We start from the raw sequence: 17,827 nt of genomic DNA, 5'->3' as shown, positions 1-17,827 counted from the left end.
GCATGCCCAAGCGCCGTTCGTGCTGAGCTTGTCGAAGCGCGGACGAGGGAGCGCACTCGCCCTTCGACAGGCTCAGGACGAACGGATGCGCGCGCAAGTGGTTCGGTTAGGTAAGCGCGATCAGCCTTCCGCCATCAGGTCGGCAATCCGCTGCGAAGACTCGCCATCGCCAAAGGGATTATGCGCCTGCGCCATCGCGGCATAGGCGGTCTCATCATCCAGCAGCCGCGTGACTTCGCTCACGATTGCATCGGGATCGGTACCGACCAGCTTCGCAGTGCCCGCTTCGATGCCCTCCGGTCGCTCGGTCGTCTCGCGCATAACCAGCACGGGCTTGCCCAGCGCGGGCGCCTCTTCCTGCACGCCGCCGCTATCGGTCAGCATCAGCGTGCTCGCCTGCATCAGTGCGGCGAAATTGGGGTAATCGAGCGGTTCGAGCAGTGCGACGTTATCGAGCCCCTCCAACTCCGCCATCATCGTCTCGCGCACATTGGGGTTGAGGTGGACGGGGAAGATCACCGCCGTATCCTCGCGCGCGGCAATCCGGCGGATGGCCTCCGCAATCGCCCGCATACCCTCACCGAAATTCTCGCGCCGATGCGACGTGACGCCAATGATGCGCTTACCCGCAAACTGCTCGGCAGCGGCGTGGAGGTCCGCTGCAAGGTTCGGCTTTTCCTCGATCGCGCCCAACACCCAGTGCAGCGCATCGATCACGGTGTTACCTGTAACATGCACGTCGGCTTCACGCACATTCTCGCGCAGCAGGGCATCGGCAGAGGTCTGCGTGGGCGCGCAATGCAGCGCGGCCATCGTGCCGATCACCTTGCGGTTGACCTCTTCGGGCCAGGGATGATGAATGTCGCCGCTACGCAGGCCAGCCTCGACATGGCAAATCGGGATCTTGCGGTAGAACGCGGTCAGCGCGCCGCACATGGCGCTGGCAGTGTCGCCCTGTACCACCACCCAGTCTGGCTTAGATGCGTCCAGCGCTTCGCCAATGCCTGTCAGCAGGCGGGCGGTGAGCGCGTCGAGCGTCTGCCCCGGCTGCATCACCGCCAGATCGTGGTCCGGGGTGACGCCCGCGATATCGAGCACCTGGTCCAGCATCCCGCGATGCTGCCCGGTGACGATCACCACCGGATCGAACCGGAGATCGTCCTTCAGCAGGTGGATCAGAGGGAACAGCTTGATCGCTTCGGGTCGGGTGCCGAAGACGAGTGCCACTTTCCGGGAGGCGACTTTCTGCGTGCGGGCCATAAAACGGCCCTTACGCATTGATCGGCGCGAAGCCTAGTCGTCGCCGCCAATCTCGGCACTGCTTTCAGGCGTGGGCAGTGGTTCGGACGCGACTTCCGCTTCACGCTCGCGTTCCAAGCGCTCCATATATTCGCGCTCGATCTGTTCGACCCGCTCCTGCTCGGCAGCGGCGTCCGCGTCGATGGTGGACAGGCGCTCTTCACGCGCTTCGGCAATCAGCTGGCCGAAGCGGGCAGTCGAACCGTTTTCGCGCGCTTCGTAAGCGGCATCGATCATCTTCTGCGTGCAGCCGGTGAAGCCATCTACGCCGGTGGGCGAGCAGCTCATTGCGCCGAACTTACCGACGAATTCGAAGCTCTCGACCCGCTGCACCCACGAGGTGTTGGCCGGATCGTCGCTGTAACGCAGCGCCTTCGGGATCCGGTAGCGTTCTTCCTCGTCGAGGCGCGCGACGACGCAGATCGTGTCTTCGGGGCATGGCGCAACTTCATCGTCGCCATAAGCGATGACCATGTTGACCTTGTCGCCGCCTGCATCCTGCGCGAGCGCGGGCGTACCTGCACCGAGCGCGAGCATGGCGGCGAGACTGGCAATTGCTTGGGTTTTCATAGCGTGCCCCTGAGACTTGGGAATGAGCGATATCGTACGATCATAAACGAATTCTACGGCTGAACCATGACTGAAGCGGTTGCGGACGGGCCATGGTTCCCCGTTCCTAGATGCGCTCGCTCAGCCGGATTGCTGCGCGGCAGCCCAGCCTGATCGCGGCGGAGAGCAATGGATAGGCGGGTGCTTCTTCGGCCCCGGCAGCGATGGCGGCATCGTGATGTTCGCGCTCTTCCTCGCGGAATTTCTCGATCATGCCCTGCAATTCGGGCTCTTCGTCGGCGTCTTTCAGCGCGTCGAGCTGTTTCGAATAGTGATCGTCGATCTCGGTCTCGACCGCAGCCGTGCACGCCATCGCGGCCTTGGGGCCGATCAGTGCGGTCGCCGCGCCTAGCGCGTATCCGGCAACATTCCAGAAGGGGTGCAATGCGGTCGGGCGCACGCCCCGCTCCGCAATCAGTGCGTTGAATGCCGCGTGGTGTTCGTCTTCCTGCCGCGCCATCGCGGCGATCTCGCCCGAATTCGGCGCCCGGTCGCCCATCACCGCGAGCTGCCCCGCATAGATGCGCGTCGCGCCGAACTCGCCCGCTTGGTCGACCCGGATCATGCGATGAATGTCGTTGCTCATGACGCGATCCATTTCCTTGCCAGCAGCGCGAGCGTGGCTGCGCCCGCCGCCACCGAGATGATAAAGTTATAGCCTGCCAGCGAAACGCCCAGGAAGCTCCATGGTGCCGCATCGCACCGGATCAGCGGCGTGTTGAGGATGGCATCCATTGCGCTCCCGCCGCCCGAGGACGGGATCATTGCGCACTTGGTCACGCCTTCCCACCAGCCATATTCGACGCCCGCGTGAAAACCACCGATCAGGCCCGAGGCGATAATTGAGAGCGCAGCCAGAGCCACCCACAGCCTTTGCGGAGGAGCGATAAACGCCAGCAGCGCCAGCCCCAGCGCTATGAAATGGGGGTAGCGTTGCCACCAGCACATCTCGCACGGGTAGAGGCCATAGGCGTACTGGCCCACATAGGCGCCGCCCAGCAAAAGCGCCGGGACAATCAGCACGATCCAACGTGCAGTGCGCGCATAGGGCGTATCGATCATGCCGGTCGCCGTCCGCTTACTTGATCAGCGCGACCGAACTCGCGGTGGTGCGGCGCAGTGTCTTGATCGCGTAGTCGAGCTGGAAATCCTCGATCCCCTGCTCCTTCAACTGTTCCGAAGTTTGCGAGAACCGGGGATCGGCTTTCAGGTCACGCTCCAGATCGTCGTCCTTCAGGCCAGCCTCGTTGATCAGGTGACCGCGCAGGTCGCTCTCGCGCAGCTGGTATTTCATCCGCCGTTCCAGGTCGGGGTCGGAAATCTGGGGCACGCGGATATCGGGCTTGATCCCGCCTTCCTGCACCGAGTGGCCCGAGGGCGTGTAATAGCGCGCCGTAGTCAGCTTGAGCGCGGCGTCGTTGCCCAGCGGGACGAGCGACTGGACGCTGCCCTTGCCGAAGCTGCGTTCGCCCATGATCAGCGCGCGGCGGTGATCCTGCAATGCGCCGGCCACGATCTCGCTGGCCGAGGCAGAGCCCGCGTCGATCAGCACGATCAGCGGAACTTCCGGCGCAATCTGGCCGCGGAACATCGTTTCCGCGTTGTAGGTCATCGATTCGCCCTGTGCGCGTCCGCGCTGCGAAACGATCCGGCCGGAGTCGAGGAACAGGTCGGACAGCGCGACTGCCTCGTCGAGCGATCCGCCCGGATTGGTCCGCAGGTCGAGCACGAGTCCGTTGACCCGGCCCCCGGTGTCCTTCTTGATCTGCGTCCACGCGGCAAGCACGTCCGCCCCGACATCGCGCGAAAATTCGTTGACCGTGATGATCCCGATGCCGCCATCGGCAATCTCGTGCGTTACCGGCTCCAGCTCGATCACACCGCGCGTCACGCTGGTTTCGATCGGGTCTTCGGCACCGGGGCGGAAAATCGTGAGGTTGATGGAGGTGCCCGCAGGCCCGCGCATCTGCGCCACGGCCTCGTCCAGGTCTCCGCCATAGATCAGCTTGCCGTTAAGGTGCGTGATGAAGTCACCCGCCTTGATCCCGGCCTTTTCCGCCGGGCTACCACGGAACGGGCTGACCACCTTGACCGCGCCGTCTTCCATCACGACCGACAGGCCGAGCCCTGAATAATTGCCGTCGATCAACGTTTCGAGCCGTTCCAGGTCGCTGCCGTCGAGATAGGCGGAATGCGGATCGAGGCTGGCAAGCATGCCGTCGATCGCGCCGCGGATCAGCTTCTCGTCATCGACGGGATCGACATAGCTCGCCTTCACCCGTTGGTAGGTCGCGAACAGTTTGGCGAATTCGGGAGCCACCCGGCTGTCGACCTGCGCCATCCCGGCGGTGGCGATGGGGACCATGGCCAGCGCGGAAACCAGCGCGAGCGAACGGGCGACGACGGGCAATTTCATATTCAAAGGCCTTCCGGACATTTCGCCCCATTTATCGCGCATGAAAGGTTAATGCCAGATGGCAGCGCCTGCACGCGCATTTCGTTTCAGCGTGGGACCTTATTCGGACAGGTGCGTTACCGCGACAGATGGTCGAGCGGGTTGGCGGACCGCCCACCCAGCCGCAGTTCGAACCCAATCGCCCCTCCATCGGGCGGCGCTACGCCCAGTGGCGCCCCTTCGGCCAGGGTGTCGCCCACGTTCACGTCGGACCGGGCGAGCCCGGTAATCAGGCTGGTCCAGCCATTGGGATGCTCGATAATCACGATCCGGTCGTAACCGCGGAAGGGGCCTGAAAATGCCACGCGCCCCGGTGCGGGGGTCACCACTTGCGCACCTGCACCAGCCCGGATCAGCAGGCCTTCGGAACGTGCGCCCTTGCTGTCGACCGATCCGAAACCGCGCAAGGTGCGCCCGTCCACCGGAAGGCGTAGTCCTGACGGTGAGCGCACCGTGCGACTGGTACTGGGGGGGATCCGTGTGGTCGTGCCGCTGGCGCGCGCTTGCGAGGGACGCGTCGGGCGCAGGATCGGCCCGGGCAGCTCAGCAAGCTCATCGCGCAGGGCGCCCGCAGCATCGATCCGGTCGACTAGCCCATCGAGATCGCGGGCCTGCTCTGCATAGGCCAGCGCACGTTCCTCTTGCCGGTCGGCCTCGCCACCCCGGCGGCGCGCGGCAAGCCGCTTGCGCGTTTCAATCGCTGCCAGCTGCGTGCGACGAAGGCTCAGGCGGTCTTCTTCCTCGGCCAGCTTTCTCAACACGCCCTCTGCCTCGGCGCGTAGCGCTCGGCTCTTGTCGATTTCGGCGCGCAATGCTGCCGTTCGACCGCGCACTTGCGGTATCGTGGTTTCGAGCACGGCGCGCAGATACATGCTCTCACGGATCGAGCCGGGGCGGAAGACGGAGAGCACCAGCGGCCGGCGCGAGAAATTCTGCAAGGCGCCGGTCAAGCGGATCAGCGGCTCGCGCCGTTCGCCCAGTCGCGCATCGAGCGCGCGCTGCTGGCGGGCAATCAGCTGCAGCTGCCCCTTGCCCACCGCAATCTCGGCCTCGGTTTCCTGGATGCGCGCGGCGAGAGCGGCAGACTGGCTGGCGATCTTTTCCGCCTCCTGCTCGGCCTGTCCCGCAGCGCGTTCGAGCGACTGCGCACGCCTGTCTGCGCGTTTGGAGGCACGCTCCGCACGGGCAATCGCCGCCCGCACCTCATCAGAGCTTTCGAATGCACCGGCGCCCTGCTGCCCGCGCACCTGCGGAGTGACCGCAACCGCGACCAGCACCGCCAGCGGCACGGCAACAAGGGTGAGGCGTTTGGGATGTGCGAAGTGGCGGAGCATCACCGTCTATCCTGCCCGATGATAGGGATGGCCTGCAAGAATGCTTGTTGCGCGATAGATCTGCTCGGCCAGCATCGCTCGCACCAGCAGGTGCGGCCAAGTCGCCTTGCCGAAACCCAGCACGAGGTCTGCACCGGCGCGGTCTTCATCGCTGTGGCCGTCCGCCGCGCCGATCAGGAAGCGCGTTTCGCGCATGCCGCCATCGCGCCAGTCGCCCAGGATTTCGGCCAGCTTTCCGGATGGAAGGTCGCGGCCCTTTTCATCGAGCACAATTGTCCGAAAGGGCTCCTTGGGCTGCGGGATGCGGCCGCCCGTCTCGGGCAGTTCGGTCAGCTTGGTGTCCCAAGTGATCCGCGTGAAGTAGCGGTCGACCAGCTCGGCTTCGGGCGAACGCCCGATCTTGCCGCGCGCGATGATGTGGAGAAGCATGGGGTTTCCCGCCGTTCGTTACGTACTACCGACAGGGGAGGCCAAATTAGGCCGTACCGGCAGCAAGCTTCCCGTCTTCGCCAAACGACCACATGCGCTCGATATTATAGAAGCTGCGCACTTCGGGGCGGAACAGGTGCACCACCACGTCGCCTGCGTCGATCACCACCCAGTCTGCCGCAGGCAGACCTTCGAGCCGGATCGGGCCATACCCGTCCTGCTTGATCTTTTCGGCGAGCTTCTGGGCGATCGAGGCGACCTGCCGGGTCGAGCGGCCAGAGGCGACCACCATGTGGTCTGCCATGCTCGATTTGCCTTCCAGATCGATGGTGACGATATCCTGCGCCTGATCGTCGTCGAGCTGCTGCATCACGAGGGCGTGCAGCGCGTCCGAGCGGTCCTCAGTCATGGGCGTGGCCTTCTTGGCAATGGACGAAATGGTCGCTTGCGCATGTGTCATGGGCGAGGTCGATACTCCTGTCATTCCAGTAAGGTGGGAATGGCCGGGAGCATTTGCGAGTCATGCGCTGCCCGGCTCCGTCTCGGCGCCACTACTGGGAATGGGCCGGTGGGTTACCTGATCGCGGAGAGGAGCGTCGCCGTAGCGCGAAGCCCAGTCGGGCGTGCCAGCGCGAATCGCGGTGGCAGACCGGGCATCGGGATCAAAACGCAAGGTCACCAGGATCGGCGCGCTCCATGTGCCCCTCTTCCTGAACTGCGCCGCATCCAGAGAAAAGCGCCGCAGCATGGCCGCCGCGGGGCTTGCGACGGTCGCCATCTCATACCCCGGTCTCGCGATCACCGCAATCGGCAGCGCATTGGCAATACGCCGCCAGGCCTTCCACTTGTGGAATGTAACCAGATTGTCAGATCCCATCAGCCACACGAAATCGCGCTTGGGATAGCGCCGTTGCAGCGCCGCAATCGTATCGACCGTGTAGCGGGTACCCAGCTCGCGCTCGATCGCAGTGACCCGGATCGGCGCGCGGCGGGCCTGGTCCACTGCCGACGCATAGCGGGCGGGCAGCGGCGCCATTCCCTCCTTTGGTTTCAGCGGATTTCCGGGAGAAACGAGCCACCAGACCTCATCCAGCCCCAGCGCTTCAAGCGCGAACAGCGAAACCCGGCGGTGCCCGCCATGGGCGGGGTTGAAGCTGCCACCCAGCAACCCGACGCGAGGTCCGCGCCTAGGGGCAGTTGCGTAGGTTTGACTTTGGGCGTTAACCATAAAAGCGGAATGCGACTCGGCCAAGCTGCGTGAAACCCTCGTAAATCCAGTCAGTTCCCGAATATCGTCGTGACCTTACGAATTTTCCACAGTTCACCGCTTTAACCCTTCGACTCGTCTGAACGGCCGCTGACTCGATTCGACCGCTCCCCCTCCGCTTGATAGCCCCCGACTCGGAAACCGGAATTAACGGTTAGGGGTTGCATTGGGACATAACACGGAACAGCGCGTGACGTGGGCGCAGCGCATGGAACTCTGGTTCCCTGAGCGCGAGTTTTTCATGCGTTCGCACGGGCAGGTGCGCTTCATCAAGATCAGCTCGCGCCTGCAGAAGGGCACGGTGGCGCTAGCCATTATCGTGGCTTTGGCAGTTGTCTCGAGCATGGGCGTGATGAGCTTCCTGCAGTGGCGCTCCAGCGTGGAGCGGGTTTCCCTGCTTGAGCGTGAAGCCGATGTCGCGACGTCCGAGGAACGGCTGAATGCCTATCGCGACAATATGGGCGCGGTGACCAAGGACCTGCAGAAGCGGCAGGAATTCCTCGAAGAGATGGTCAAGGTCGTTCCCGCGGACACGATCCAGGAAAGCACCGTCACCGACAGTTCGCATGAAACCGAGGATATGGTCGAAAAGGTTTCCGCAGCGATTCCCGAGGCGGCCGAGCTCGCCCGGATCGAAGCGCGGCAGCTGGCCTTCGTGGAAGGGCTGACCCGTTATGCCGACCAACGCTCCAACCAGGCGGTGTGGGCGCTGCGCAAGCTGGGCCTCAACCCCAAGGAAATCCTCGCGAGTGCGGAGCGTGAAGCAAGGGGCGGCCCCTTCGAAAGCTTTTTCGCCGATGACAGTGCGATTGACCCACGGTTCGAGCGGCTCGGCCTGAGCCTTTCGCGCATGGCGACGCTTGAGGACGTGCTGAACGGCGTTCCCCAATTCCAGCCGACCGATACCCCGGCGGCCAATTCGTCCTACGGCTACCGCAGGGACCCCTTCACCGGTCGCGCTGCGATGCATCGCGGGCTCGACTTCAAGGGCCCGCTGGGCGCCCCGATTTATGCCACAGCGCGGGGAACCGTGACATTCGTGGGTCGGAAAGGCGGCTATGGTAACGTGGTCGAAATCAGCCACGGGCAGGGCCTGTTAACCCGCTACGCCCACATGTCGCGTTTTGAGGCGAAGGTCGGAGACCGGGTTGAAGCGGGCGAAATTATCGGTGCAATCGGCAGCACGGGTCGATCGACCGGCCCGCACTTGCATTTCGAGGTTCGAGTGAACGGCACAGCAGTCAATCCGCGCACATTCTTGGAGTTAGCCCCCGATGTTCTCAAAAAAGCCCGCCGAAACCCCGGCCCCCAGCCCACCCGCACGGCCCGCAACGCCGAAGGCCGCGCCGGTGTCTAAGAACAGTTCATCCTCGGGCAGTTTCTCCGTACTTGGCGCGGATGTCTCCATCACCGGCAACATCACGGCCAAGACCGAGTTGCACATCGACGGCACCGTCGAAGGCGACATTGATTGCGCTTCGCTCGTCCAGGGCGACGGCAGCCAGATCACTGGCGAAGTGAAGGCCGAAAGCGCACGCCTCGCCGGCCGCGTCGACGGTGCGATCCATGCCCGCGAACTGGTCATCCTGCGCAGCGCCACGATAAATGGCGATGTGCATTACGAAGCGCTGACCGTGGAACAGGGCGCCGCCGTGCAGGGCCGCTTCGCTCCGCGTGAGGCAGGCGCGCCCGCCAAATCGAGCAGCAGTTCGACCTCGCAGGCCTCCTCCTCCTCCGATTCGACCTCCACGTCGACTTCGTCGAGCGCGTCCGATCTCGGCATTGCGCCGATGTCGGCCGGGAATGATGCTGCGAGCGAACGCGAGAGCGCGAACGCAAGCGCCAGCAGCTCAAACTACTACTGATCCTCGGACGGGAGGACTTTAGGGGCGCGTCGCAGGCTAGCGGCGCGCCCCTTCATTTGTCCGGCGTGCGCAGGAGGCGGTTCTAGCCCAGCACTTCCTGCCGCAGGGCCTTGCGGTCGAGCTTGCCCACCATCGTCACGGGCAATTCCTTGCGGATGACGACCTCGTCGACGCGCTCGTGCTTGCCGACCCGGGCATTCAGCCAGTCGCGCAAAGCCGCAGCGCTCGGTGCCTTGGCGTCCGGGTCGAGCGTCGCGTAGGCGCGCGGTACCTCGCCCTTGTAGTCGTCGGGCACCCCGATCACGAGGACGTCGCGGATGGCGGGGTTTTCCCGCAGCACATCCTCGACCTGGCTGGGGAACACCTTGAAGCCGCCCACCGCGATCATGTCCTTGATGCGGTCCACGATCTCGACGAAGCCATCCTCGCCGATCGTCGCGACATCGCCGGTGCGTAGCCACTTGCGTCCATGGTGCTCGATGAAGACCTTCGCGTCTGCGTCGGGCAGGTTCCAGTAACCCTGCATGATCTGCGGCCCGTGGATCGCGAGTTCGCCCGGCTCCCCTTCCGCTGCGAGTTTGGAAGCGTTTTCCTTGTCGAGCAGCAGCAGGCGTGTCTGCGGCACGACCTGCCCGATGCTGCCCGGCTTGCGCTCGGCAAGGTAGGGGTTGGTCGAGACCACGCCCGAACTTTCGGTCAGGCCATAGCCTTCCACCAGCCGCACGCCGGAGACCTTCTCCCATTTCTCGCGCAGAGGATCGGCCAGCGGCGCGCCACCGGAAATGCAGATCTTGAGATGCGAAAAATCCGCGCTGGCGACCTTGGGATGATCGAGCAGCGCCTGGAACATGGTCGGCACACCGGGGAACCCGGTGCAGCGTGCCCGCTTGAGCGTCGCCAGCACGTCGCCTGCATCGAATCGGGGGACCATCGCGATGGTCGCTCCGCGCACGATGCTGCGGTTGAGCACGCAGGTATTGGCGAAGACATGGAACAGCGGCAGCGCGCCCATGATGATATCGGGATCGCTGCGGTCGAATGGGTCGATCGCATTCACCTGCTGCGCGTTGGCGGCAAGGTTCGCATGGCTGAGCATCGCACCCTTGGGCCGCCCGGTCGTGCCGCCCGTATATTGCAGCAGCGCAATCTCCTCGGGTGCGATATCGAGCCGCCGCGGCTCCGCGCGCGGCAACATGTCGCTCCATGCGACCACCGATTCGCCATAGGCAGGGCTGGCGATGGCGCTGCGTTTGAACAGTTTGAGGCCAAGGCTCTTCAATGCAGGCAGCATCGCAGCGAGCTCGCCGACGACCAGCGTCTGGAGCGAGGATTTCTCGAGCACCTCGGCGGCCGTGTCGAACAGGGCCTTCGCGTCGACCGTTACCAGCAGCCGCGTGCCCGAATCCTCGACCTGGTGAGACAGTTCATCGACCGAATAGAGCGGCGAGAAATTGACCACGGTCGCCCCGGCCATCATCGCGCCGTAATAGGCCGAGAGATAGATCGGTACATTGGGCAGGAACAGGCCGACCCGGTCCCCGCGCCCGATCCCGGCCTCCTGCAATCCAGCCGCAAACCGCCGCGCCTCGGCATGCATCGCCTGATAGCTGAGCTTGCGACCCATGAATTCGATCAGTGTGCGATCGGGATGCGCGTCCACCGCCCGGCCGAACAGCGCGGGCATGGTGGTCGTCTCGATTTCGGCGTCCCACCCGCGCGGGTGGCGATACGGCAGCTTGCTTACATCCATGTAAGCATGATGCAGGGGGAGCGCCCGCCTCGCAAGCATTTGCTTGGAAGCGGGCTGAAAATTCTAGTCCTGGCTGTCGGGCGCGCTGTCCGTTTCCACGCCAAGATCGGCCGAGGCTTCGGCCAGCTGCTCTTCTTCGCTGGCGCGCTTCGATTCGAGCCAAGCGGCCGCTTCGGCTTCCTGCGCGGCTTCGGCAGCGGCCTTTTCACTCTCGTCGCGCTCGCGCCGCAGTTCCTCGATCAGCTTGGCCTTGTCGCTTGCTTCGACTGCCGGATCGGCAGATGCGTTCTCGAGGCCCGCCTTCTTCGCGGCCGCCTTGACCACGGCGTCGAGCTCGCGCTGCGAACACAGGCCCAGGGTCACCGGATCCTTGGGCTGGATGTTCTGGATGTTCCAGTGGCTGCGTTCGCGCACCGCGCCGATCGTGTTGCGCGTCGTGCCAATCAGCTTGGAAATCTGCGCATCGGAGACCTCGGGGTGGTTGCGCAGGATCCACGCGATACCATCGGGCTTGTCCTGACGCTTGGACACCGGCGTGTAGCGCGGGCCCTTGGTCCGGGTGACTTCCGCCGGCGCCTTCTGCATGACGAGGCGATAGGTGCTGTCGGCCTGACCCTTTTCGATTTCCGCCTGCGTCAGCTCGCCGGCATAGACCGGATCGCGCCCGGTATATTTGGAGCCCGCCAGATCGTCCGCCATCGCCTGCACTTCGAGGATGTGCAGCCCGCAGAACTCGGCAATCTGCTCGAAGCTGAGCCCGGTATTGTCGACCAGCCAGGTGGCGGTCGCGTGGGGCATCAGCGGGGTGGGTTGGTCGGCCATGATCGGTATTCCTGAAAACGTTCGCCCTCGCAGTGCGCTGGGCCGGAAAATGAAAGGGCCGCCCCGTACAGGAGCGGCCGCTTGGCATGCATTGTAGGCGCGGCGAGGCGTCAGGGCAAGGGAGAGTGACGGCGCCTCAGGGAGTCAGCGTCTCGCCGTCGAACTCCTCCAGCCCGGCGAGGAACTGCAGGGTCGCCGCATGCCAGCTGAACTGTGCGCCGAACCGGGCGCAGGCCTGCCTGTCTCTCGTCAGTGCCTGCGCGATCGCGGTGTCGAGATCGTCATCCATCGCGCCCGCTTCCTCGGTCAGGATGTCGCGCGGGCCGGGCACGGGATAGGCCGCCACCGGGGTGCCGCAGGCCAGCGCCTCGATCATGACGAGACCGAACGTGTCGGTCTTGCTCGGGAAGACGAACACATCGGCATCGGCGTAGCAGCGGGCGAGATCGTCTCCGCCACGCTTGCCGAGGAACACGGCATCGGGATAGCGCGCCTTCAGTTCGGAAAGCGCAGGCCCGTCGCCCACGATCACTTTCGTGCCGGGCCGGTCGGTCTTGAGGAAAGCCTCGATATTCTTCTCGACCGCGACGCGACCGACATAGAGCTGGATCGGGCGCTCCAGCCCTTCATAATCGGGGCAGGAACCGACATCGGCACGGAACACCTTCAGGTCCACGCCGCGGCCCCAGTGGTGCAGCCTTGTCAGCCCCTGCTCGCGCAGTTCCTCACGAATGCTCTCGGTCGCCACCATCACGCGCTGCGCGGGGCGGTGGAACCAGCGGATATAGGGCCAGAACGCGTCGGGCGGCAGGTAGGTGCGGCGCGAGACGTAATCCGGGAACTGCGTGTGATAGGCAGTCGTGAAAGGCACGTCCTTCGACAGGCAGTATCGCCGTGCCGACAAGCCCAGCGGGCCTTCGGTAGCGATATGCACCGCATCGGGTTGTAGCCTGGCCAGCTTGCGACCGACCGATCCTGGCATGGTCAGCGCGAGCCGGATTTCCGGATAGGTCGGACAGGGGACGGAAGGATACTGGTCGGGCGTGATCACATCGACCCGGTGGCCGCTGTCGCGCAGGATATCGCAGGTGGTGGTCAACGTGCGGACCACGCCGTTCATCTGCGGATGCCACGCATCGCTGACGATCGCGATCGATTTGGGTGGCGCACCGACCAAGTCAGCCACCCCGCCGAGTTCTTGCAGCAGCATCAGGCGACCGCGCGCGCGTCGCTTTCGTCACGCGCGGGCTCTTCCGCGTGGTCGGTGCGCTTCGCGATCTCGTCGGGCCAGTGGAGGATTTCCATGCGCCCGTCGAAATGCTCGACCAGCGCATTGCACCCTTCGACCCAGTCGCCATCGTTCCAGTATTCGATATCGCGCCCGTCATGCTGGAAGATGCGGTGTTCGGCGGTGTGGATATGGCCGCATACGACCCCGTCGACACCGCGCTCACCAGCGGCCCGGGCGACAATTTCCTCATATTTCGAGATGAACTCGACCGCATTCTTCACCTTGTGCTTGGCCGCTTTCGACAGCGACCAATAGGGCATCCCCAACGCCTTGCGGGCCTTGTTGACCCACTCGTTCAGCGACATCATCAGGTGATAGGCGGTGTCGCCGACGAATGCGAGCCACCTGTGCGTAAGCATCACGGTGTCGAACTCGTCGCCATGCAGCACCATCAAGCGCCGCCCGTCGGCCGTGTCGTGAAAAGCGGCGCGGCGGATTTCGACATCGCCGAAATTCATGCCGCAAAACGGGCGCACCACTTCGTCATGGTTGCCGGGGATATAGACGATCCGGGTGCCGCGCTTCGCGCGCTTCAGGATCCGCCACACGATGTCGTTGTGCGAGGCGGGCCAGTAGAACTTCTTCTTCAGCCGCCAGCCGTCGATGATGTCGCCGACAAGGTACATCGTTTCGCTGTCGGTGCTGTCGAGGAAGTCGATCAGCATTTCCGCATTGCAGCCCTTGGTGCCCAGGTGGACATCGCTGATCCAGATCGTGCGGTAGCGGCGACGCTTGCCCTCCTCCGGCTCAGGCACGGAGGGCTCTACCGGCGGGAAGGTGGCGACATTGTCCAGGCCGGCCCCCAGCTTCGCGAGATTGGCAGGAAGGTCCGGCGATAAGTTCTGGTCGAGCATAGCGAGTGGCAGCCCTTGTTGCCTCGTCCAAGCATGCGCGAAGAAAATGTGCTTTCCCGCGACATATTCGGGGGCTGCTAGACCGCCAATGTTACAAGCGACTCACAATACCGTGACAATACCGTGTCTTTCCACAGTGTTGAGCACGCCATGCTTGCTGTTCAGCTTACAGATCTTCGTCGACCGCCAGCATGATCTTGCCAATGTGATCGCCCGCTTCCATCCGGGCATGGGCCTCGCCCGCATCGCCCAGCGCGAAGATCCGGTCCATCACCGGGCGGATGCTGCCGTCCTCCACCAACGGCCACGCCTCGCGGTAAATCTCGTCGCGTAGCGCGGTCTTGAACGCGTCCGAGCGGGGCCGCAGCGTGGAACCGGTCAGTACCAGCCGTTTCGAGATGACCAGCGCCATGTTGATGTCCGCCTTCATCCCTCCGAGCACGGCGATAGTCACGTGCCGCCCATCGGGTTTGAGGCACTTGAGATTGCGCGCGACATAATCGCCCGACACCATGTCCAGCACCAGATCGACGCCTTTGCCGCCGGTAATCAGGCCCACGGCTTCGACGAAATCGGTCGTCTTGTAATCGATCGCGTGGTCCGCCCCGATGCGGCGGGCGGCATCGCACTTTTCCTCGCTGCCGGCGGTGATGATCACGGTCATGCCGAAGGCCTTGCCCAGCATGATCGCCATCGTGCCGATCCCGGACGTCCCGCCGTGAACCAGCAGCGTCTCGCCATCGCGCGCCATCCCGCGCTGGAAAACGTTGTGCCACACGGTGAACAGCGTTTCGGGGAGCGCCGCTGCCTCGGCCATCGTGAGCGCGTCGGGCACGGGCAGGACATGCCCCTCAGGAACGACGCAATACTCGGCGTAGGCCCCGCCTGGCGTCAGCGCGCAGACATGCTCGCCCAGCCGGGCTGCATCCACGCCTTCGCCCACCGCCACGATCTCTCCCGAAGCTTCCAGCCCGAGGATCGGCGAAGCGCCCGGGGGCGGCGGATAGAGCCCGGCGCGCTGAATGCAGTCGGGGCGGTTGACCCCGGCATAGGCGACCTTGAGGAGGACTTCGCCCTCGCCCGGTTGCGGCACAGCCACGTTATCGCGCAAGGAAAGCACGTCGGCACCGCCGGGCTGGTCGAATCCGATGGCCCGCATGGTCTTGGGCACGGCTGGCATTCCAAATCCCCCCTCGCTGCGACCGCGAAATGCGCACCTAGCTGCGCGGCGCATTGACAGCAAGCGGTGCGCGGGGAAGAGTGGCGACCTGATGGAAGAGCGCGCGTAATGGAAGAACCCGAGGGCCCTCGCCAGACCGGCGATGCAGCCAGCCTGCTGGCCGCCGAGGACCTTTCGCGCCTGTCCCAATTCGAGCTCGACGAGCGCATCCGGCTCCTCCAGCTCGAAATCGCGCGGGTCGAACAACACCGCTCGCGATATTCGCAGCAACGCAGCGCTGCCGAAGCGCTGTTCGCCAAGAAAAGCGAGCAATGAATCGGGGGCGCCCTTCACATGAAGGGGCCGCCCAACCATATTCGATGCATGTCGTTCACCGCGCGCTAACCCTTTTGCGCAATCTTTCGGTGACATTGTGCAGCCCGATTTCCCGCTGCCCCAACCTGCAGGATACTTATGCCTAGTTTCGCGCAGAATCTCGAAAAGACCCTCCACGCCGCACTCGACGGTGCGCGCGAGCGCCGCCACGAATATGCGACGCTCGAACACCTGCTGCTCGCGCTGATCGGCGACGACGATGCCGCCGAAGTGATGGGCGCATGCGGGGTGGACCTTGGCGAGCTGGCCGATGTGGTGCGCACCTACCTCGACCAGGAATACCAGTCATTGAAGGCGGACGAGGCCGGAGAACCGCAGCCGACCGCCGGCTTCCAGCGCGTGGTCCAGCGCGCGATCCTGCACGTCCAGTCTTCCGGCAAGGATACGGTGACCGGCGCCAATGTGCTGGTCGCGCTGTTTTCCGAACGCGATTCCTACGCGGTCTACTTCCTGCAGCAGCAGGACATGAGCCGGCTCGATGCGGTCAGCTTCATCAGCCACGGCATCGGCAAGGGCGGGCAGGCGGTCGAGCCGCGTTCCCCGCGCGGCAGCGAAGACGACGCGGTCGAGGAAAAGGAAGAGAGCAAGAACAAGAAGGAAACCGCGCTCGACCAGTTCACCGTCAACCTCAACGCCAAGGCAGACAGCGGCAAGATCGACCCGCTGATCGGGCGTGGCCCCGAAGTGGACCGCACGGTCCAGATCCTGTGCCGCCGGTCCAAGAACAATCCGCTCTATGTCGGCGATCCCGGCGTCGGGAAGACCGCGATTGCGGAAGGCCTCGCGCGCAAGATCATCGAAGGCGACGTGCCCGAAGTGCTGAGCGAAGCGGTGATCTACTCGCTCGACATGGGCGCTCTGCTGGCCGGTACGCGCTATCGCGGCGACTTCGAGGAGCGGCTCAAACAGGTCGTTTCCGAACTCGAAAAAATGCCGCACGCGATTTTGGTCATCGACGAGATCCACACGGTGATCGGCGCGGGCGCGACCAGCGGCGGGGCGATGGATGCGTCCAACCTGCTCAAGCCCGCGCTTTCGGGCGGCACGATCCGCTGCATCGGTTCGACCACCTACAAGGAATTCCGCAACCACTTCGAGAAGGATCGCGCGCTGCTGCGCCGGTTCCAGAAGATCGACGTGAACGAGCCGACGATCGAGGATACGGTCAAGATCCTGAAGGGCCTCAAGTCCGCGTTCGAGCAGCACCACAAGGTGACCTACACCGCCGATGCTCTGAAAACCGCGGTCGAGCTGAGCGCGCGCTACATCAACGACCGCAAGCTGCCCGACAAGGCGATCGACGTGGTGGACGAGGTCGGCGCGATGCAGATGCTGGTGCCGCCCAGCCGCCGCAAGAAGAAGATCACCGCGCGCGAGATCGAAGCGGTGATCGCGACGATGGCGCGCATCCCGCCCAAGTCTGTGAGCAAGGACGACAAGGCTGCGCTCGAAAATCTCGAACGCGACCTGAAGCAGGTTGTCTTCGGGCAGGACCCGGCGGTTAAAAAGCTCTCCACCGCCATGAAGCTCAGCCGAGCAGGCCTGCGGGATCCGGACAAGCCCATCGGCAGCTTCCTGTTCTCCGGCCCGACCGGCGTCGGCAAGACCGAAGTCGCCCGCCAGCTCGCCTCCATCATGGGGATTGAGCTCAAGCGCTTCGACATGTCGGAGTATATGGAACGCCACAGCGTTTCGCGGCTGATCGGCGCGCCTCCGGGCTATGTCGGCTACGACCAGGGCGGGCTGCTGACCGATGCGGTCGACCAGAACCCGCATTGCGTGCTGCTGCTCGACGAGATCGAGAAGGCGCACCCGGACCTGTTCAACATCCTGCTGCAGGTGATGGATAACGGGCGCCTGACCGACCATCACGGCAAGACGGTCGATTTCCGCAACGTGGTTCTCATCATGACCACGAACGCAGGCGCGGCGGACATGGCGCGCGCGGGCATCGGCTTTGGCGATGTCAGCCGCGAGGATGCGAGCGAGGAGGCGGTGAAGCAGATGTTCACGCCGGAATTTCGCAACCGCCTCGATGCGATCGTGCCGTTCGGTTACCTCGGCAAGGACACCATCGCCCGCGTGGTCGACAAGTTCATCATCCAGCTCGAACTCCAGCTGGCCGAACAGAATGTCGATATCCAGTTCGACGACGCGGCCAAGAAGTGGCTCGGCGACAAGGGCTACGACCGGCTCTACGGCGCGCGCCCGATGGGCCGCCTGATCCAGGAGAAGATCAAGCAGCCGCTGGCCGAGGAACTGCTGTTTGGCAAGCTGGCCGATGGTGGCGAAGTCAA

General features: G+C 64.3%; 18 protein-coding genes. 4 read left to right on the top strand and 14 right to left on the bottom strand.

The genetic code is table 11. From position 1 onward, the window contains the following. Positions 1-120 precede the first annotated feature (120 nt). The 9 genes from wecB to ACEQXE_RS06360 form a co-directional block, all read right to left on the bottom strand. On the bottom strand, positions 121-1,260 hold the full coding sequence (wecB, locus tag ACEQXE_RS06400) for a non-hydrolyzing UDP-N-acetylglucosamine 2-epimerase (RefSeq protein ID WP_370178109.1): 1,140 nt from the start codon (positions 1,258-1,260) through the stop codon (positions 121-123). 33 nt (positions 1,261-1,293) lie between these two features. Continuing rightward, positions 1,294-1,869, bottom strand: coding sequence for a hypothetical protein (locus ACEQXE_RS06395; protein ID WP_370178108.1), 576 nt, complete (start codon positions 1,867-1,869; stop codon positions 1,294-1,296). A gap of 106 nt (positions 1,870-1,975) precedes the next feature. Then, a complete protein-coding gene (locus tag ACEQXE_RS06390; protein ID WP_370178107.1) occupies positions 1,976-2,494 on the bottom strand; it encodes a demethoxyubiquinone hydroxylase family protein in 519 nt (172 codons plus the stop codon). After that, entirely contained in the window at positions 2,491-2,970 is a 480-nt protein-coding gene (locus tag ACEQXE_RS06385) for a disulfide bond formation protein B (protein WP_370178106.1), read from the bottom strand. Before ACEQXE_RS06385 ends, ACEQXE_RS06390 begins: the two co-directional genes overlap by 4 nt. Positions 2,971-2,986: 16 nt before the next feature. Further along, positions 2,987-4,324 carry a S41 family peptidase gene (locus tag ACEQXE_RS06380; RefSeq protein ID WP_370178105.1) on the bottom strand — a complete coding sequence of 446 codons (1,338 nt, stop codon included), beginning with the start codon at positions 4,322-4,324 and terminating at the stop codon, positions 2,987-2,989. 116 nt (positions 4,325-4,440) lie between these two features. Then, positions 4,441-5,697, bottom strand: a complete 1,257-nt coding sequence (locus ACEQXE_RS06375) for a murein hydrolase activator EnvC (protein WP_370178104.1) — start codon at positions 5,695-5,697, stop codon at positions 4,441-4,443. A gap of 6 nt (positions 5,698-5,703) precedes the next feature. Next, the gene (locus ACEQXE_RS06370; RefSeq protein ID WP_370178103.1) at positions 5,704-6,126 is read right to left on the bottom strand and encodes a 23S rRNA (pseudouridine(1915)-N(3))-methyltransferase RlmH; all 423 of its coding nucleotides are present in this window, start codon (positions 6,124-6,126) and stop codon (positions 5,704-5,706) included. Positions 6,127-6,172: 46 nt separating this feature from the next. Further along, positions 6,173-6,535 (bottom strand): ribosome silencing factor, encoded by a 363-nt coding sequence (gene rsfS, locus ACEQXE_RS06365; protein ID WP_370178102.1) that lies wholly within the window; start codon positions 6,533-6,535, stop codon positions 6,173-6,175. Positions 6,536-6,646: 111 nt separating this feature from the next. Continuing rightward, entirely contained in the window at positions 6,647-7,354 is a 708-nt protein-coding gene (locus ACEQXE_RS06360; RefSeq protein ID WP_370178125.1) for a nicotinate-nucleotide adenylyltransferase, read from the bottom strand. A 247-nt stretch (positions 7,355-7,601) separates the two neighbouring features. Between ACEQXE_RS06360 and ACEQXE_RS06355 the strand changes: the two genes are divergently transcribed. Together ACEQXE_RS06355 and ACEQXE_RS06350 are read left to right on the top strand one after the other, a co-directional pair. Next, positions 7,602-8,750 (top strand): peptidoglycan DD-metalloendopeptidase family protein, encoded by a 1,149-nt coding sequence (locus ACEQXE_RS06355; RefSeq protein ID WP_370178101.1) that lies wholly within the window; start codon positions 7,602-7,604, stop codon positions 8,748-8,750. Then, complete coding sequence (locus ACEQXE_RS06350; RefSeq protein WP_370178100.1) at positions 8,743-9,258, top strand: polymer-forming cytoskeletal protein; 516 nt, start codon at positions 8,743-8,745, stop codon at positions 9,256-9,258. The genes ACEQXE_RS06355 and ACEQXE_RS06350 overlap by 8 nt, the downstream gene beginning before the upstream one ends. An 82-nt stretch (positions 9,259-9,340) precedes the next feature. Here ACEQXE_RS06350 and ACEQXE_RS06345 read toward each other — a convergent pair whose 3' ends face one another. The 5 genes from ACEQXE_RS06345 to ACEQXE_RS06325 all read right to left on the bottom strand — a co-directional run bounded on the left by ACEQXE_RS06345 (position 9,341) and on the right by ACEQXE_RS06325 (position 15,155). Then, a complete protein-coding gene (locus ACEQXE_RS06345) occupies positions 9,341-11,008 on the bottom strand; it encodes a long-chain fatty acid--CoA ligase (RefSeq protein ID WP_370178099.1) in 1,668 nt (555 codons plus the stop codon). 63 nt (positions 11,009-11,071) lie between these two features. After that, the gene (locus tag ACEQXE_RS06340) at positions 11,072-11,830 is read right to left on the bottom strand and encodes a cell cycle transcriptional regulator TrcR (protein ID WP_370178098.1); all 759 of its coding nucleotides are present in this window, start codon (positions 11,828-11,830) and stop codon (positions 11,072-11,074) included. 136 nt (positions 11,831-11,966) lie between these two features. After that, the gene (locus ACEQXE_RS06335) at positions 11,967-13,040 is read right to left on the bottom strand and encodes a glycosyltransferase family 4 protein (RefSeq protein WP_370178097.1); all 1,074 of its coding nucleotides are present in this window, start codon (positions 13,038-13,040) and stop codon (positions 11,967-11,969) included. Then, the gene (locus tag ACEQXE_RS06330; protein WP_370178096.1) at positions 13,040-13,975 is read right to left on the bottom strand and encodes a UDP-2,3-diacylglucosamine diphosphatase; all 936 of its coding nucleotides are present in this window, start codon (positions 13,973-13,975) and stop codon (positions 13,040-13,042) included. Before ACEQXE_RS06330 ends, ACEQXE_RS06335 begins: the two co-directional genes overlap by 1 nt. 166 nt (positions 13,976-14,141) lie before the next feature. Further along, positions 14,142-15,155, bottom strand: a complete 1,014-nt coding sequence (locus ACEQXE_RS06325) for an NAD(P)H-quinone oxidoreductase (RefSeq protein ID WP_370178095.1) — start codon at positions 15,153-15,155, stop codon at positions 14,142-14,144. A 108-nt stretch (positions 15,156-15,263) separates the two neighbouring features. Here ACEQXE_RS06325 and ACEQXE_RS06320 point away from each other — a divergent pair, with 108 nt between their 5' ends. Then, positions 15,264-15,470, top strand: coding sequence for a DUF1192 domain-containing protein (locus tag ACEQXE_RS06320; protein WP_370178094.1), 207 nt, complete (start codon positions 15,264-15,266; stop codon positions 15,468-15,470). Positions 15,471-15,608: 138 nt separating this feature from the next. After that, positions 15,609-17,827: ATP-dependent Clp protease ATP-binding subunit ClpA (clpA, locus tag ACEQXE_RS06315; protein ID WP_370178093.1), on the top strand; the 2,219-nt coding region annotated here is incomplete at its 3' end.

Origin of the sequence: Alteriqipengyuania sp. (assembly GCF_964222115.1) — a bacterium.
Classification (GTDB): domain Bacteria; phylum Pseudomonadota; class Alphaproteobacteria; order Sphingomonadales; family Sphingomonadaceae; genus Alteriqipengyuania.
The sequence above is the reverse complement of the archived record's forward strand: the minus strand, read 5'-3'. Positions and strand labels throughout refer to the sequence as shown.

What these genes read in the sequence shown, in the direction of transcription:
- ACEQXE_RS06320 (WP_370178094.1), top strand. Translation starts at nt 15,264, where the DNA reads ATGGAAGAACCCGAGGGCCCTCGCCAGACCGGCGATGCAGCCAGCCTG.
- ACEQXE_RS06375 (WP_370178104.1), bottom strand. Translation starts at nt 5,697, where the DNA reads ATGCTCCGCCACTTCGCACATCCCAAACGCCTCACCCTTGTTGCCGTG.
- ACEQXE_RS06330 (WP_370178096.1), bottom strand. Translation starts at nt 13,975, where the DNA reads ATGCTCGACCAGAACTTATCGCCGGACCTTCCTGCCAATCTCGCGAAG.
- ACEQXE_RS06360 (WP_370178125.1), bottom strand. Translation starts at nt 7,354, where the DNA reads ATGGTTAACGCCCAAAGTCAAACCTACGCAACTGCCCCTAGGCGCGGA.
- ACEQXE_RS06370 (WP_370178103.1), bottom strand. Translation starts at nt 6,126, where the DNA reads ATGCTTCTCCACATCATCGCGCGCGGCAAGATCGGGCGTTCGCCCGAA.
- rsfS (WP_370178102.1), bottom strand. Translation starts at nt 6,535, where the DNA reads ATGACTGAGGACCGCTCGGACGCGCTGCACGCCCTCGTGATGCAGCAG.
- ACEQXE_RS06395 (WP_370178108.1), bottom strand. Translation starts at nt 1,869, where the DNA reads ATGAAAACCCAAGCAATTGCCAGTCTCGCCGCCATGCTCGCGCTCGGT.
- ACEQXE_RS06325 (WP_370178095.1), bottom strand. Translation starts at nt 15,155, where the DNA reads ATGCCAGCCGTGCCCAAGACCATGCGGGCCATCGGATTCGACCAGCCC.
- wecB (WP_370178109.1), bottom strand. Translation starts at nt 1,260, where the DNA reads ATGGCCCGCACGCAGAAAGTCGCCTCCCGGAAAGTGGCACTCGTCTTC.
- ACEQXE_RS06390 (WP_370178107.1), bottom strand. Translation starts at nt 2,494, where the DNA reads ATGAGCAACGACATTCATCGCATGATCCGGGTCGACCAAGCGGGCGAG.
- ACEQXE_RS06335 (WP_370178097.1), bottom strand. Translation starts at nt 13,040, where the DNA reads ATGCTGCTGCAAGAACTCGGCGGGGTGGCTGACTTGGTCGGTGCGCCA.
- ACEQXE_RS06340 (WP_370178098.1), bottom strand. Translation starts at nt 11,830, where the DNA reads ATGGCCGACCAACCCACCCCGCTGATGCCCCACGCGACCGCCACCTGG.
- ACEQXE_RS06355 (WP_370178101.1), top strand. Translation starts at nt 7,602, where the DNA reads ATGGAACTCTGGTTCCCTGAGCGCGAGTTTTTCATGCGTTCGCACGGG.
- ACEQXE_RS06345 (WP_370178099.1), bottom strand. Translation starts at nt 11,008, where the DNA reads ATGGATGTAAGCAAGCTGCCGTATCGCCACCCGCGCGGGTGGGACGCC.
- ACEQXE_RS06380 (WP_370178105.1), bottom strand. Translation starts at nt 4,324, where the DNA reads ATGAAATTGCCCGTCGTCGCCCGTTCGCTCGCGCTGGTTTCCGCGCTG.
- ACEQXE_RS06385 (WP_370178106.1), bottom strand. Translation starts at nt 2,970, where the DNA reads ATGATCGATACGCCCTATGCGCGCACTGCACGTTGGATCGTGCTGATT.